This is a genomic window from Eggerthella sp. BIOML-A4 (assembly GCF_009875575.1).
Classification (GTDB): domain Bacteria; phylum Actinomycetota; class Coriobacteriia; order Coriobacteriales; family Eggerthellaceae; genus Eggerthella; species Eggerthella lenta.
The window spans coordinates 233,281-247,609 of the sequence record NZ_WWRX01000004.1; the positions used below are offsets into that span (position 1 = coordinate 233,281).

The following is a 14,329-nucleotide window of genomic DNA, read 5'->3' on the forward strand; positions in this document are numbered from 1 at the left end:
CATGGTTCAGCGTATATGCCGGCGTCTTGCCGTTGCGGTCGCCAACAGGACCACGCGTAAGGTTAAGAGGCAGATATATAAGAGTAGTAGCAGCGCCATCCGCCAGAAGGCATCTTGTTTAGGTAACGAGCTTGCCGAGGGTTTTAACGGGCGCATTTTTGTCGATAGTGGCTCTGCTGGATTCAAGTCCTTCGATATCGAGATCCGGAGAGCTGCCGAGAGGATAATCGGTGGCTCCTTCGTGCTTTTCGGGGAATGGTTCGATCTGCCAAGAGATATTACCGTGGAAGACGAATGGCGTACTGATTTCGTTGCTGGATATCGTTTTCCAGATGGGCCTTACGATGCCATTAAACCGGAATCTGGAGTTGCCGACATAAAGGTGCCATGGGAATACGGAAGGATGCAGTACCTTCTCCCCCTTGCGGCGGCATTTCGCCAAACAGGCGATGCAAGGTTCCTTGATTGTTATCGTGCCAAAGTGGGCTCTTTTGCCTCTGTGAACCCTATGGGGAGGGGTGTCCAGTGGACGTGCACTATGGAAGTCGGCATTCGCGTGTTCAACCTACTTTCCTCATACGAGCTGTTGCGGTGCGGGCTTTGCGAGGACGACCCAATGCATACGGTGATTGCGGAGCTTGCTTTCTGCCATGGTGAGCATATTTGGGCAAACCTCGAGACATCAGCTAGATTGCAAGAGAACAACCACTACATCGCCGACCTGCTTGGACTTGCTGCTGTCGTTGCGGCCTACCCCAACCTGCCCAAAGCACGGAAGTGGGGGGAATACACCCACAACGAGCTGATGAGATGCGTGCGGAAACAGGTTCTCGACGACGGTTGTTGCTTCGAGCGCAGCACCCGCTATACACGCCTGATGGGAGAGATGCTCTTCTTCGCGGGCAAGTGCTTTGCTGAAACGCCCTATAAGCTGCCAGCGGAGTATTTTGAGCGTCTTTCGATTCTCGGTCGTTTTCTTGATGCCGTAACAAACAAAGATGGGCGTTCCCTGCAGGTAGGAGATAACGATTCAGGACGCGTAGTGTGTATTTCACCCGAGCGCTATGATGACTTACGCCTCGTGAGTAGGCTGGTTGACAGGGAAATCGGTCCGGATGCTCCTGATGAAGCGTTCTTCGCCGAAGAAGAGCTGTTTTACGGTGCTTCCGGCCGTGTTGCATGTTTTCCCTCATGGCGCGGAGGGGCGAGAACGTTTTATGATGCGGGTATGGCTCTTGCTAGGTATGGAGACTGGTCGTTGGGATTCTTCGCTTCTGATGGCTTTGTCGATGAGTCCGAGCCTGGACATACGCATAACGATAAGCTTTCCTTCACGCTTGGCTTCAAGGGCGTGCCGTTTTTTGTGGACCCCGGTTCTGGTGTTTATACGCGCGATCCCAAGGTGCGCAATATCCTTCGCGGTACCGCACAACACTCGACGTTGCGGTTTGGGAATCTTGAGCAAAATGAATTCCGAGGGTTGTTTGGGTATACGAGGTGCGGCGGCGCGAGCCTTGATGTTGCGGAGGCTGATGGGACGGTTGTTTTCAGGGGCGCGACGGATTGCTGGGCCACGCGTCTTGGCGTGACTCACAAGAGGGTTGTGGAGGTTGGATCGGAGGGGGTTGCGGTCAAGGATGACGTTGAGGGCGCTGCGCCCGCCGTTGCTGCGACGAGATCATTCGTTCTTGCTCCGGAGGTCGATGTTTCCGTTGTGGGACGCAAAGAGGCGGTCCTAACGTGTCGGGGTGTTTCGGTGGTCTTTTGCGCCGAAAGCGATATTAGCGTTCGGGAGGGGCTTTATTCCCCACATTATGGCGCCGTCATAAAGAGCTCGATTCTTGATGTTCCTTTTGAATATGGCAGGACTAATGTGATTACTGTTAGGGAGATCCTTAATGAAGACTAGAACCTCTAGTGTTTCTTACGTGCCGAATGCGGATCTAACAGGGCTTGTCTTCTGCTTCTCTCTGATAATACTTCTCTTCTCTAGTATTTCGCTGCCGGCAGGTTCTCCTATTGGCTCTGTGGTTGGAGAGGTTCTAGGGTCGCTTCCTGGCGTTGCTGTGGTGGCGAATGTCGACTCGTTTTCCCTTACGCAGGTTCGTTATTCTGACCTGAACGTTGCGATACCGGTGGCTTTTCTTCTCATGGTGGTTGTTCTCGTTCGTAATGGCAAACGAACTCTGAGTCTGAGGATGAATATTGCCTACGCTTTCCTCCTAGTTTTCGCGTTGATTGCTGGGACTTCCGCGCTTTTCTATAAGGAGTACGTGGAAGCCCTGAAGCTTGCGGTTTATGTGGTAGGCATCGCTTGCTTCTTCTCGTTCGAAGACGAAGAGAGGAAGGGCATCGCTAGAAAACTGCTCTCCATATGTCTAGTAGCTGGTATCGTGAACGCCGGCATAACAATTTGGCAGTATGGTTCTATGGCCAGTTGGGAGTTCTCTCCATCGACGATTCGCCTTTATAGACCGGATGGGATTTTTGGCGACTCGATCATTTCTGCTCTGTTTAGCAATGTGACTATTGCGGTTTTGGCTTTGGGTGCCACGCGGCTTAAAGCGCCTGTGCGCATCATTGTAATTTTGCTGTGCATGGTTGCTGGCGTTGTCACCGGTGCGAGAACTTTCTATTATCTGCTGGTAATCGTTGGCGCTTACCTGATGCTGGCTAAGACTCGTGATGTCTCGCTTGAGAAAAAGGCACTCCTGCTCTGTTTGATGATTGCCGTCGTTGCCGTCGTTGCTAGTCCGCTCGGACAGTCGATGATCGATTCCCTGACGTTTCAAGATATCGTTTCAAGTCGAGATATCAAGAGGCAACTGGCGATAGAGCAGTTTGGCAACTCTCCCGTTTTTGGCATCGGCACCGGGCAGTACGCTATTTACGAGGCTTCGCTTGGCATGCCGGCCAACTCCGGTCTTCACGGAACGAACCCACATAATGTCTATGTGCAGGTTCTTTGCGAGAATGGACTGGTTGGATTTATCCCCTTTGTTCTAGGTCTAATTTGTTCCCTTTGGCTGGCGTTCAAAAGAAAGAACGCTTTGGCCGTTGTGTTGCTGGTCATTTACACGGCGATTGGCTGGTCATTGGGCATTCTGTATTCAATTGCGTTCACCTCGTTCTTTGTTGTTTTCGTCTGCTCCCTTCTAGGGACTTCGGAGGATTAATCTTGAAGATTAAGCAGGTTATACCGCGGGACTTTTCGGTTGTGACTATGTTTAACATGGCCGCAAGGGCGCTACAGCTGGTTGTGACCGTCGCATTGGTACGGATACTTTCAGTTGAGGATTACGCAAGCTACACTGTGTTCTTCACAACTTCGTCGACTATTTTAGGGATTGCCGGGCAAAGTATCGCGCTTGCCTATGTTCGCTACAATACCGAGAGGATGACCAAGGATCGTGCATACCGCGATTCACTTATTTTTATTTCGCATGCGATTAACGTAGCTTGCCTTGTCCTTCTTCTTGTCGGGTCTTACCCTATGGCTGAAGCTATGGGAGTCGCCCATCCAGTCATGCTGGCCGCTATCGTTTACGGCTTTTTGCTGGGTACTGTGCAGCTGAATATCGCCTTCTTCCAATCCCGTGAACTCTATGCTAAGTCCGGTGTTGTCGAGAATGCGAAGCAGTTGACCCTGCTCGCCTGCATTGCGCTTGCGGTTGTATTGGCGGCGGGTTCGTTGGAGAGCATTCTTGCATCGTACTGCTTTTCGGGATTAGCCTGTTTTGTGATTTCGCTTACTATGATAGGGAAGCTTGTTAGGCACGGCGATGCGGCTATCGCGGTCGACTTCAAGGCTGGTAGGGAGTTCCTGGCTGTTTCTGCTTGGTTGATTCTCTATAGCGTTGCCACGCAATTGTACAACCAGGCGAATATCACTATGCTGGCGTCCTTTGGGTCTACCCAGGCGGTCGCCGAGTTCGGCGTTGCATCGAAGTACTTTAACATGGTGCTGCTCTTCCTGCCTTCCATTAAGACCGTCCTTCGCGTTAGGATGTCCAAGGCGGAGATGACCGAGAGTACCGAGAAACAGCGCGAGTTTGCCATCAAGTGGTTCAAGAAGACTACCGTGCCATTCGGGGCTTTGGTTGCAATTTGCTGTGTCGGGGCTCAGCTTGTTTTCCCTGTTTTGAACGGTGATGGATACGATGCCTCTATACCAATGTTTCAAATACTGTGCATCAACGCATTTTCGGCCTATGTCTTTGCGCCGGCGTCCGCGCTCATCATGTCGCTGAATCGCTATGGTCTTCAGTTTGCCATAGCGCTTATCTCCCTTGCCATCAACCTTGTGGGCAACTATCTTCTGATACCTCTGTACGGCGGCATCGGTACTTCAATTGCCACAACAATATCGCAGATAGCGCTCAATGTGATGATGACGGTTGTCGTATTCAGGGTTGGTGCCAAGAGTATCAAGTTGGGGTAGGCGCCTAAAAGCCATCTGGGCAATAGTTGCTGTTTGGAATTCGTTTTAGAGGGGTTGGGCGAACGAAGTTCAATGTTGAAGGTGTTGTCCAGGAGATCGCCAGGATGGCTGACGGCCCGGCCGTCGACATAGATCCCTTGACCTATCGCAACGTTGAACTGTGGTGAGGTGCGAGCGGCAACGTAAGCATGGGGAAGAGGTGACAAGGTGCCGCACCGAGCTCGAGCACGCTGAGAAAGACGCCGAGTTCGGAAGTGCCATCAATGATATGCTTGCGAATATGTAGGCTCTTGAAGAAAGGACTCTGCGTTGGATTCTTGCAGCCTAAGCGCCGTTCTGGACACCTTGACCCCAGCGCTCCCGTCGCTTGTTGGCACGCTTATCGGCGGGGCCGTGACGCTACTTGCGGCTTGCATGACGGCAAGGCACCAGAACAAGCTCGAGGACAAGAGGCTCGACGCCTCTCGCGAGGATGAGTGGAGGCGCTTCGAGCGCGACAATCTGGTGGGACTGCAAGAAGCTGTCCAGTGCGGTATGAGGGCCACGGGGAAATGCTGCCTCCAGATGGATAAGCTTGCTACCGAGGGGAAGGAATGGGCGGATTGGATTGTTGATCCTGCGGACTCGGAAATGCAGCGCCAGTCGCTGGAGGATATCCTGTTGCTTTCGTGTAGGATCGACGACGTCGAGCTGGTAAAAGCCCTCTCGCTATTTCGCCAGAAGGCTCATAACGTCACTTCTGACTCAAGGACCCGTACTCAGCTGTTCGATTCGATGAGGGAGCTATCCGATGCCTACGATGCCGCTATGGAGGTCATCAGCGAGAAGCTGAAAGACTGCGTTAGGGGTCGCTGAGCCGGATGAATGGGGACGGAGGCGCGTTCGCTCTTGATGAGTTTTGGAGCGTGAGGCCGTGTGGCTCATGCTATATCGGGTTCCGCAATGTCGAGAAGGCCTCATTTCATCCGATATTATGTGACCGATTGCGAAGATTGGGCTGATACTTAAGGCAGCTGCTTTAAGTATCAGCCCCTATTGATCGACTTCGACCTCTAGTGTTTACTTGCCCCGCAACTCAAGCCGAGTTGCGGGGTTTCTTGGTCTTTGGGCGGATTATTCGCTGCTGGTTAACGGCCGTTAACTACTGGGGGGTGACAATCGTCAAAAGGCCCTCTTTCGTCGTGGCCACCGCTCGCCCTTAGGGCACGTCCAAAATACTTCGTTCTCCGCCTCTGGGCAGGAGCGCAATCCCGCGCTCCCTGACCCAGGGGAGGAAACATGCCCTCATCGCGAAGCTGCCGCAGCAGCTATGACTGCATCGTCAAGATCAAGGGCGTCACCATGCGCCCGATACTGTTTAGCCAGCTCATGCGGAGCGACGGGGAGGGGGCGATGAACCCCGAGGAACTGTTCGCAGACGACCGCAGCCCCGCCTCCGAGCAGGAGCGCGTCCACGAGGACGAATTGCACTCGCTCATGCGCAGCATACTGGACTGGGCGATATCCTTTCTGAGCGAGTCCAGCCAGGGTACCATCCGCGCCATCTACTTCGAAGGCAAGACCGTCAAGCAGCACAGCGAGGAGGAGTACGTCACCGTCTACGCGATTTACAAGCGCCTGGCGCGCTCGTACCCCGTCATCAAGGAGATCGTCCTCGAGGAATTGGAGGGGCTCGACGACGAGACGCGCGCCGAGCTCGAGGCCATGTTCGGGATTGGCGGTCGCGATGAGAAATGAACAGGTGGAAGCCGTGCAGGGCGAGATGCTCCATCGCGATAGCGACGAGCCGCTTGTTGCCAGCGAGCTGAACGAAGCGGCGACTACTGCCGCGCTGCCGCGCGAGCTTCGGCAGGATGCTTCTGCAGCGGCTTGCGATGAGCCTTGCGCACGATGCGGATCAATCGGCGTGCGCGTGTCCTACGCCGGGGAGTGCAGCATCGAGGAAGCTGTGTCGCGCTACCTGGCCGCGCGCGAGAACGTGCGCGACGTCATAGGCGACGGGCCTGCGTGACGCGATTCGGCCGGCATCGGCCAACGCTCCATCAACCCTGAGATTTCCGCCTTCGCCGGCGCCGAGTCGCCGAAGGCGTGGTACGATTGCGCCAGACGCATACAAGGGCCCTCGGCGTCGGTTGTTTTTTTCTTGGCGGGAAGCGCAGCGCATCCCGAGGGCATCCTCAGAGCCTCCTGGCGCACGTACAAGCACGTGCAAAAGGAGGCCTTTTCATGCCCAAAACCAAAACGCCAAAAACAGCGGCCAGGGTCTATCGCGCCGCCAGCTACGCCAGGCTCTCCGTCGACGACGAGAGCTACGGCACCAGCGGCTCGGTGCTCAACCAGCACGCCATGATCCGCGACTTCGCCGACGCGAACGGAGGCCTGAGCATCGTCGCCGAGTACTCCGACGACGGCTTCTCGGGCTCCACCTTCGAGAACCGCCCCGGCTGGGGCAGCCTACTCGCCGACGTGGAGGCCGGCAAGATCGACTGCATCGTCGTCAAGGACCTGAGTCGCCTCGGCCGCAACTACCTGGACGTGTCGCGCTACCTGGACCAGGTGTTCCCGGCGCTCGGCGTGCGCGTGATGGCCATCACCGACGGCTACGACTCCGCAGCCGAGAAGACGCCGGCCGACGCGCTGATGCTGCCGGTGAAGAACCTCTTCAACGATATGTACTGCCGCGACGCCTCCGCCAAGACCAAGGCGTCGCTTTCCGCCAAGCGCCGCCGCGGCGAGTTCGTTGGCGCATTCGCCCCCTATGGCTACGCCAAGGGGTCGGGCCCCGACCGCGGCAGGCTTGTGGTCGACCCGGAACCCGCCGGTGTTGTGCGCGGCATCTTCGATGCGCGCATCGGCGGCATGAGCGCCGCCGGCATAGCCGCCATGCTCAATGAGAGCCTTGTGCCAAGCCCCTACGAGTATTTCGCGGCGAAGGGCGCGGCGCGCAGCTCGAACTTCTGCAAGGGGGAGAGGACCGCCTGGGACGCGCGCACGGTGCTGCGCATCCTGTCGAACGAGACCTATGCGGGCACGCTCGTGCAGGGCAAGACCTGCAAGCCCGATTTCCGGCGCAAGGCGGTGCTCCTCGTCGACGAGTCCGAGTGGGACCGCTCGCCCGGCGCGCACGAGGCGATAGTGGACCCGGCCACCTTCGGCCTGGTGCGCAAGCTGGCGCGGCGCGATATGCGCCTGTCGCCCGGCGCCAAGCGGTCGCTGCCGCTGTCGGGGTTCCTCTTCTGCGCGGATTGCGGCGCGACGATGGCGCGGCATGCGAGCCGCCGCTCCAGCGGCAAACGCTTCTACTATTCCTGCGAGACGCATAGGAAGAACCGTGCCGAGTGCGGCATGCACAAGGTGTGGGAGGACGAGCTTTCGGCGGCGGTGATGCGGGCAGTGCACGGGCACGCCCTCGCGGCGGTCGACGGCGATGGCGCGGTGAGGGGTGCCGAGGCGTACCGCCACGACAGGCGCGCCGAGCTCGCCTGCCGCCTGGAGTCGGTGGAGGGGCGCATCGAGCACAACGGCGACTTGCGGCTGCGCATGTACTCCGATTACGCGGCGGGCGTCATTGACAAGGCGCAGTACGCCGAGCTCGCTCGGGCCGTCGACGCCAGGCTGCAGGAGCTGAAGGGCGAGAAGGCCGGTATCGAGCGGGAATCGGCCCAGTTGGATGACGTGCGCGCGGAGACCTGGGAGCAAACCTTGGCGCGCTACCGCGACGCCGAGGGCCTCGAGCGCGTGATGGTCGTAGAGCTCATCGACAGGGTGCTCGTCGGCGAGGGCGGCGACATCGAGGTGGTCTTCCGGTTCGGCGACCCCGTCGCCGCATGCGCCTCGAAGCAAGAGGGGGTGGCGTGATGGCGGGCTTCGACCTCTCTGACGTGCTGGCGGCGGCGCGCGGTATCCCCGGGGCGCGCGAGGACGGCAGATGGCGCTGCGTCGTGTACCTTTCTGCCTATGACTGGATGAGCGGCTGGCTTCGCGTCCCCGATATGGCGGCGCAGTCGGCGGCGTGCAAGGCATGGCTTTCCGCCCACGGGGATGTGCGCAAGGCGGAGACCATCAGGAACCGCAACGCCGTGCGCAACGTGCGCGCCGCCTTCGACGAGCTCATGCGCGTTATTGAGAACCGCAGGGCCGACTGCGTGGTCGTGCCCGACATAGCGGTGTTCGCGCCGTGCTTCTCGGAGGCCCGCTTCTACGTCGAGGAGGTTCTGATGCCCATGGGCTTCCGCTTCGTGGACTGCGCGCGCGGCTTTGACACGCAGGGCGGCGACGTGCGGGCGTACTTCAAGGGGCTGCAGACAGAGATGTCCGATGCGCTGGCCCTGCATGCCGAGCACGACAGGCTCGCCTCCGGCGGGCTTATAAGGCGCAACGTCCCCTTCGGCTACGTCTTCGACGAGGACGCGCCCTGCGGCGCGCGCGTGGACGGCGAGGTGGCGGCCTTCGTCCCCAGAATCTTCGAGCTTGCCGCCCAGGGGCGCTGGTGGCGCAGCAAGCTGGAGGGCCAGGTGCGCGAGCTTGGGTGCCCCGGGCCCAGGCAGAGGGCCAACGAGCTCTACGGCCACAATCGGCACGCCATTGAAGGCTGGGATTACGCCGCCATCAGGAGCATGGTGACCAACCCCTTCTACACGGGGGACTTCGCCCCCGAGCGCCTCGCCAGCATCCGCATGCGCAAAAGCGGCATCCCGATCGGGTCGTTCCCTGTCATCGAAGGGCACCACCCGGCGCTGGTCGGCCGCGAGCTGTTCGAGGAGGCCAACGAGGGGCTTGCGCGCAACCGCTACGCCTGCCCGACTAAGGCCGAGGGAAGGAGGCCCTGCCGTGGCTAGGAAGTCGAGGAAGACGGCAGCAAGCGTCGCGGCGGTTTCTGCGGCGCCTGCGGCAAAGGTGTGGAGCTGCGCCGTCTACGCGCGGCTGAGCTGCAGGAACAACGGGCAGGCGGGCGACGGCAGCCTGCGGGCCCAGGTCGATTTCGTGCGCGACAGCTTGTCGGGCATGGAGGGCGTGGAGGTGGTCGGCGTCTACGAGGACAATGGCCGCACAGGCACCACGTTCGAGGGCAGGGCCGCGTTCGACGCGCTCATGGACGAGGTGCGCGCAGGCGCCGTCGACTGCATCGCCGTGAAGGATTTGAGCCGTTTCGGGCGCAATATGTACGAGACGAGCACGTACCTGGAGCGCATCTTCCCGTTTCTGGGCGTGCGCTTCATCGCGGTGAACGACGGGCTCGACACGCTGCAGGGCGACGGCGGCATCGTCGTGCCCTTCAAGGGGCTGGTCAACGAGATGTACGCGGTGGAGACGTCCCGCAAGGTGTCGGCGGTGAAGCACCGCCAGATGGAGGAGGGGGAGGTCATCTACGGCAACACGTGCTACGGCTACCGCGTGGTGCGCGGCGAGGGCAGGCTTGACGTCGACGACGCCACTGCGCCGTTCGTGCCGCTGGCCTTCTCCATGTTCCTCGACGGCGAGCGGTTGGTCGACATCGCGTCAGCGCTTGCGGAAATGGGCGCGCCAACGCCCGTCGACCACCTGGACGCCCAGTCGTCGGCGGGCTACGCGGGCGTCTGGCGCGACAGGCCGTGGTCGGCGCGCTACGTCGCCAAGATGCTCGACAACCCCGTCTACGTCGGCACGCTCGTGCTTGGCAACACCTACCGGTCGCTTTACGACGGGATTCCCGCGCACACGGTGCCCGAGGGCGAGCGCCTGGTCTTCCCCGATGCGCACCCGGCGCTCGTGCCGGCCGAGGTGTTCGGCCGCGTCCGCGCCAAGCGGCGCGCCCAGAAGGCGGCGAAGCGGGCGCAGGTGGCGGCCAAGGAGGCCGACCGCAATGCCATGCCCGACGAGCTGGCGGGCGTGTTGTTCTGCGCCGAGTGCGGTGGCCGCATGATCCTCGACCGCAGGTTCAACCCGAAGACGGGGGAGGCCCGGGGCAGCGTGTACAAGTGCCGGCGGCACCATGGGCGCGGCTGCGGCAACGACGTGCGCGTCGCCGAGCGCGCGCTGCGCATAGCCATCATGGACGAGGTCAGGGTTCAGGTCTCGACGGCGCTGGAGCTCGATCGGGTGCTCCCCGGGCTCAGGGGTAGCGAGGCTGCGGTCGACGAGAGGAGGCGGCTGCAGGCGTCCGTCGACGCACTGGCCTCGCGGGCCGCCGCGTTGTCGCGCGAGCGGCAGCGGCTCTACGAGCTGTACGCATGCGGTGGTGTGACGCTGGCCGAGTACAAGGAGATGCAGGCCGAGGCCGACGGGAGGGCGGCCGATTGCCGGGCTGCGCTCGATGCGGCCAACCGCGAGCTCGCGGACTTCGACGCGCTGCTCGCCTCAGACGGCGCGTTCAAGGAGGCGGTCGCGGCGCTTGAGGACCTGTTCACGTTCAGCCGCGACCTGGTGCTGGCGCTGGTGAGGCGCATAGAGGTGAGCCGCGACGGCGGCATCGAGATCCAGTTCATGTTCGGCGACTGGCGCGACAGGGTGGCTTCTATAGAGCGGAGGCTCGCATGATCGCACTGTACATGAGGCTCTCGAGAGCCGACGGCGACCTGGAGGGCGTCGGCGCGGTGAGCAACTCCATCGCCAACCAGCGGGCCATGCTGCGCTCCTTCGTCGAGCGCGACCCCGGGCTCGCCTGCCAGCCCGTCGAGGAGTTCGTCGACGACGGCTTCAGCGGGTCGAGCTTCGAACGGCCCGAGGTCCGGCGGATGCTAGCCCTGTGCAAGGAGGGGCGCGTATCCTGCGTAATCGTGAAGGATTTGAGCCGCTTCGCCAGGGAGTACATCGACGCCGGCACCTACATCGAGCAGGTCTTCCCCTTTCTGCGCGTGAGGTTCGTGAGCATCGCCGAGGGCTACGACTCGGCGGCGTGCAGCCTTGACTCTGCGGCGCCGGGCATAGCCATACGCAACATAGCCAACGCCGCCTACTGCCGGGACACGTCGATCCGCGTGCGCAGCGCGCTCCAGACGAAGTGGCGGCGCGGGCGGCGGCCGCACCCCACGCCGCCGTTCGGCTACATGGTGGACCCGGCCGACCGCATGAGGCTGGCCCCGGACGAGCGCTTCGCCCCCGGCGTGCGCAGACTGTTCGAGCTCGCGGCCGAGCTTGCCGACCCGAGGCTCGTCGCCGCGGCGCTCGACGCCGACGGCATCGAGACGCCGGGCGTGGCGTACCGCAGGCTCGGGCTGTACGGGTACGGCAAGCGCCCCGAGCCGAAGAGCCGCCGCTGGACCGGCACGCAGGTGCAGAAGATCGTGGGCGACCCGGTGTACACGGGGACGCTCGTGACCGGCAAGACGCGTAGGCGCGTCATGAACAGGCATCCGGTCGACGTGGTGCCTGAATCGGAACGCTACGTCACCGAGGGCGCGCATCCCGCGTTGGTCGCAGACGGGCTCTGGCGGGCCGCGCAGGCGTGTCTTAGGACCAAGGAGCACCTCAAGGGAGTGGGGAAGTCTGCGCCGAAAAGCCCGTTCGCGCGTGGACTTCTCAGGCGGGCCGAGTGCGGGCACTCGCTCAGCTACCGCGCATGGAAGGCGGGCGGCGCCTTCACCTGCAAGTGCGACTGCGCCGGCGGCGACAGGCGGCGGGTGACGGAGGATGAGGTCGCAGACGCCATCGCGGCTGCCATGAGGGAAGGCGGTTCAACGTCGCGGCCTTGCGCCGAGCATGAACCCGACCGGAGGCCGAAGCCCCGCGTCACGGCGGCGGCGAAGCTCGCGGCCTACGAGCGCTACGCTTTCGGGAAGGCGACGGCCGCCGACCTCGAAGTCCTCGGCACTCCGGCGACGGCCGCGGCGCAGCACGCCGCCGCGTCGGCCTCGCTGCTCCCGTCCGGCGCGGACAGGCTGCTCGAGGCCGACGGCGAGAAGGAGCGGGCGGCGCTTCTCTCCGCTTTGGAGGAGCACAGGCTCGATGACGTCGACAGGGCGCTGCTCAGGCGCATCGTCGAGAAGGTGCTGGTGCGCGAAGGCCCGCGCCTGGAGGTCGTGATGCGCTGATCGTCATCTCCGCATTGTCCAAATAGCCACGCCCTTGGCCAGAAGGCGTCAAGGGGCAGGACAACTGCGCTCCTCAAAGCCTGTGGCTGAGGAGCGCAGTGCTTCCGAGCCTGCGGCAAACTCGTCAGCAGCTCGCCAGCGTCGCCCGATGGCCCTCAGCTGCGCATTGCGAGGCGATAGCGCTGGCGCGCACCTTGGGCCATTCCCGATTTTCTCCAGCATTTCCTTTGCCGACGGGCTGGCGCGGCGCCGCCCGTTCGCCCGCTTGCGCCCATCCGATGTCCAAAACTTGCGCGGACGCGCCCTTTGGTTGGGGAAACCCAGGGAAAACCAACGAGGAAAGGCGCAGATATGGGAACGGCTCTCTTGTGGCTCGCCGCGGGCTACGCACTGGGGGCGGCGTCGGCCGCCATGGCGCTTGCGGCGTGGGCGGTGCTGAGGACGTCGTCGGAGTGCTCGCGCGCCGAGGAGGCCGCGATGCTTCCGCCGGCGTCCAGCGGCTTTCGCGGGGGCGATCCGTCGTGACGGTGTTCCGCGTCGAGAAGAACGCCAACTACACGGTGATGTCCAACGAGCACCTGCGCAACCGCGAACTGTCGCTAAAGGCCAAGGGGCTGCTCTCGCAGATGCTGAGCCTGCCCGAGGAGTGGGACTACTCGCTCGAGGGCCTGTCCCGCATAAACCGCGAGGGCGTCGACGCCATCCGCACCGGCATACGCGAGCTCGAGGAGCACGGCTACCTCGAGCGGCGGCGCCTGCGCGACGGCTCCGGCCGCCTGGCCGGCACCGAGTACGTTGTGCACGAGCGCGCCGTCGCCAGGCCCTCGCTGCCAGAGTCCGACGAGCCTGCGTTGGGTTTTCCAATGCAGGCTCCCCCTGCGCAGGAACGGCCTGCGTTGGCGAACCCGAGGCAATTAAGTAAAGAGAAATCAAGTAAAGACCCATCTAACACGTACCCATCAAAGGGCGCGGGGCCGCGTGCGAGGCGTGGCCTGCCCGAGTACGCCTGCGTGGCAGGTGACGTCCTATGAGGGCGGACAGGCCTACGGCCATGGACCCGACCCTCGTCAGCTGCGAGATCGACGAGGGCGACTTCGTCGGCGACGACGGGCTGCTGCGCTGCGGCAAGTGCGGCGCCGGGAAGCAGGTGCGCGTGGATTGGGGCGGCCAGACGGCGATCATGCCCGTGATGTGCAGGTGCCAGGTCGAGGAGGCCGACCGGCTCGATGCCGCGCGCAGGGCCGCGGCCCACGTCAGGTCCGTGGAGGGCTCGCCTTCGCACAAGCTCTGCCTCCCCTTGGACCCCGGGCACGAGTTCGGGCTGGGGCGCGACGACAGGCGGGGCTTCCGCATCGTGCGCGAGTACGCCCGCCATTGGAGGCAGATGGCCGAGGGAGGCCACGGGCTTGTCCTGATCGGGCCTCCGGGCACGGGCAAGACCTTCGCAGCTGGCTGCCTGGCCAACTTCTTGATCCACGACGGCAAGGTGCCGCTCGTGACCAGCGTCTCCAGGGCGGAAAACGTGCTCTGGGACGCCAAGGGCGATGAGCGGACGCGCGTGCTTGAGGGCATCCGCTCCTACGACCTGGTGGTCATCGACGACCTGGGCGCCGAGCGGGACTCGTCCTACATGGACTCCAAGGCTTTCGACTTGGTGGACGCGTGCTACCGCAGCGGCAGGCCGTTGGTGGTCACCACCAACGTGCCGCTCGCGCAGCTGAAGAATCCCAGGGGGCTCGCCCGCACGCGCATATACGACCGAGTGCTTGAGCGGTGCCAGCCGGTGATATTCGACGGGCCCAGCTTCAGGGCGGCGAAGGCGGAGGAGAACCGCGCCGCGGTGCGGCGGATCCTCGACGGCGTCAGGTAAACGGGAAGA

The 14,329-nt window shown here is 62.0% G+C and carries 13 protein-coding genes; all 13 read left to right on the top strand.

The genetic code is table 11. The annotated features are described in order from the left end of the window. The first annotated feature begins 1 nt into the window (after position 1). The 13 genes from GT613_RS05050 (at position 2) to GT613_RS05110 (ending at position 14,320) form a co-directional block, all read left to right on the top strand. The gene (locus GT613_RS05050) at positions 2-1,909 is read left to right on the top strand and encodes an alginate lyase family protein (protein ID WP_114513247.1); all 1,908 of its coding nucleotides are present in this window, start codon (positions 2-4) and stop codon (positions 1,907-1,909) included. Continuing rightward, entirely contained in the window at positions 1,899-3,176 is a 1,278-nt protein-coding gene (locus GT613_RS05055; RefSeq protein ID WP_114513246.1) for an O-antigen ligase, read from the top strand. The genes GT613_RS05050 and GT613_RS05055 overlap by 11 nt, the downstream gene beginning before the upstream one ends. Before the next feature lie 2 nt (positions 3,177-3,178). Then, on the top strand, positions 3,179-4,441 hold the full coding sequence (locus GT613_RS05060) for an oligosaccharide flippase family protein (protein ID WP_114513245.1): 1,263 nt from the start codon (positions 3,179-3,181) through the stop codon (positions 4,439-4,441). A gap of 309 nt (positions 4,442-4,750) precedes the next feature. Continuing rightward, the gene (locus GT613_RS05065; protein ID WP_114513244.1) at positions 4,751-5,296 is read left to right on the top strand and encodes a hypothetical protein; all 546 of its coding nucleotides are present in this window, start codon (positions 4,751-4,753) and stop codon (positions 5,294-5,296) included. Positions 5,297-5,719: 423 nt separating this feature from the next. Continuing rightward, complete coding sequence (locus tag GT613_RS05070; protein WP_114513243.1) at positions 5,720-6,178, top strand: hypothetical protein; 459 nt, start codon at positions 5,720-5,722, stop codon at positions 6,176-6,178. Then, positions 6,168-6,452, top strand: coding sequence for a hypothetical protein (locus GT613_RS05075; RefSeq protein ID WP_147271551.1), 285 nt, complete (start codon positions 6,168-6,170; stop codon positions 6,450-6,452). The genes GT613_RS05070 and GT613_RS05075 overlap by 11 nt, the downstream gene beginning before the upstream one ends. A gap of 215 nt (positions 6,453-6,667) precedes the next feature. Continuing rightward, a complete protein-coding gene (locus GT613_RS05080) occupies positions 6,668-8,299 on the top strand; it encodes a recombinase family protein (protein ID WP_161172526.1) in 1,632 nt (543 codons plus the stop codon). Continuing rightward, positions 8,299-9,279, top strand: a complete 981-nt coding sequence (locus tag GT613_RS05085) for a recombinase family protein (RefSeq protein ID WP_161172527.1) — start codon at positions 8,299-8,301, stop codon at positions 9,277-9,279. Before GT613_RS05080 ends, GT613_RS05085 begins: the two co-directional genes overlap by 1 nt. After that, positions 9,272-10,957, top strand: a complete 1,686-nt coding sequence (locus GT613_RS05090; protein WP_147271568.1) for a recombinase family protein — start codon at positions 9,272-9,274, stop codon at positions 10,955-10,957. The genes GT613_RS05085 and GT613_RS05090 overlap by 8 nt, the downstream gene beginning before the upstream one ends. Further along, entirely contained in the window at positions 10,954-12,450 is a 1,497-nt protein-coding gene (locus GT613_RS05095; protein ID WP_161172528.1) for a recombinase family protein, read from the top strand. Before GT613_RS05090 ends, GT613_RS05095 begins: the two co-directional genes overlap by 4 nt. A 351-nt stretch (positions 12,451-12,801) precedes the next feature. Next, positions 12,802-12,975, top strand: a complete 174-nt coding sequence (locus GT613_RS05100) for a hypothetical protein (protein ID WP_156996143.1) — start codon at positions 12,802-12,804, stop codon at positions 12,973-12,975. After that, positions 12,972-13,481 (top strand): helix-turn-helix domain-containing protein, encoded by a 510-nt coding sequence (locus GT613_RS15690; RefSeq protein ID WP_114513237.1) that lies wholly within the window; start codon positions 12,972-12,974, stop codon positions 13,479-13,481. Before GT613_RS05100 ends, GT613_RS15690 begins: the two co-directional genes overlap by 4 nt. Further along, positions 13,478-14,320, top strand: coding sequence for an ATP-binding protein (locus GT613_RS05110; RefSeq protein WP_114513236.1), 843 nt, complete (start codon positions 13,478-13,480; stop codon positions 14,318-14,320). Before GT613_RS15690 ends, GT613_RS05110 begins: the two co-directional genes overlap by 4 nt. Positions 14,321-14,329 lie beyond the last annotated feature (9 nt).

Bases quoted from the DNA above. Each gene is read 5' to 3' on its own strand.
- GT613_RS05095 (WP_161172528.1), top strand. From the start codon at position 10,954: ATGATCGCACTGTACATGAGGCTCTCGAGAGCCGACGGCGACCTGGAG.
- GT613_RS05075 (WP_147271551.1), top strand. From the start codon at position 6,168: ATGAGAAATGAACAGGTGGAAGCCGTGCAGGGCGAGATGCTCCATCGC.
- GT613_RS05050 (WP_114513247.1), top strand. From the start codon at position 2: ATGGTTCAGCGTATATGCCGGCGTCTTGCCGTTGCGGTCGCCAACAGG.
- GT613_RS05080 (WP_161172526.1), top strand. From the start codon at position 6,668: ATGCCCAAAACCAAAACGCCAAAAACAGCGGCCAGGGTCTATCGCGCC.
- GT613_RS05070 (WP_114513243.1), top strand. From the start codon at position 5,720: ATGCCCTCATCGCGAAGCTGCCGCAGCAGCTATGACTGCATCGTCAAG.
- GT613_RS05085 (WP_161172527.1), top strand. From the start codon at position 8,299: ATGGCGGGCTTCGACCTCTCTGACGTGCTGGCGGCGGCGCGCGGTATC.
- GT613_RS05100 (WP_156996143.1), top strand. From the start codon at position 12,802: ATGGGAACGGCTCTCTTGTGGCTCGCCGCGGGCTACGCACTGGGGGCG.
- GT613_RS05110 (WP_114513236.1), top strand. From the start codon at position 13,478: ATGAGGGCGGACAGGCCTACGGCCATGGACCCGACCCTCGTCAGCTGC.
- GT613_RS05055 (WP_114513246.1), top strand. From the start codon at position 1,899: ATGAAGACTAGAACCTCTAGTGTTTCTTACGTGCCGAATGCGGATCTA.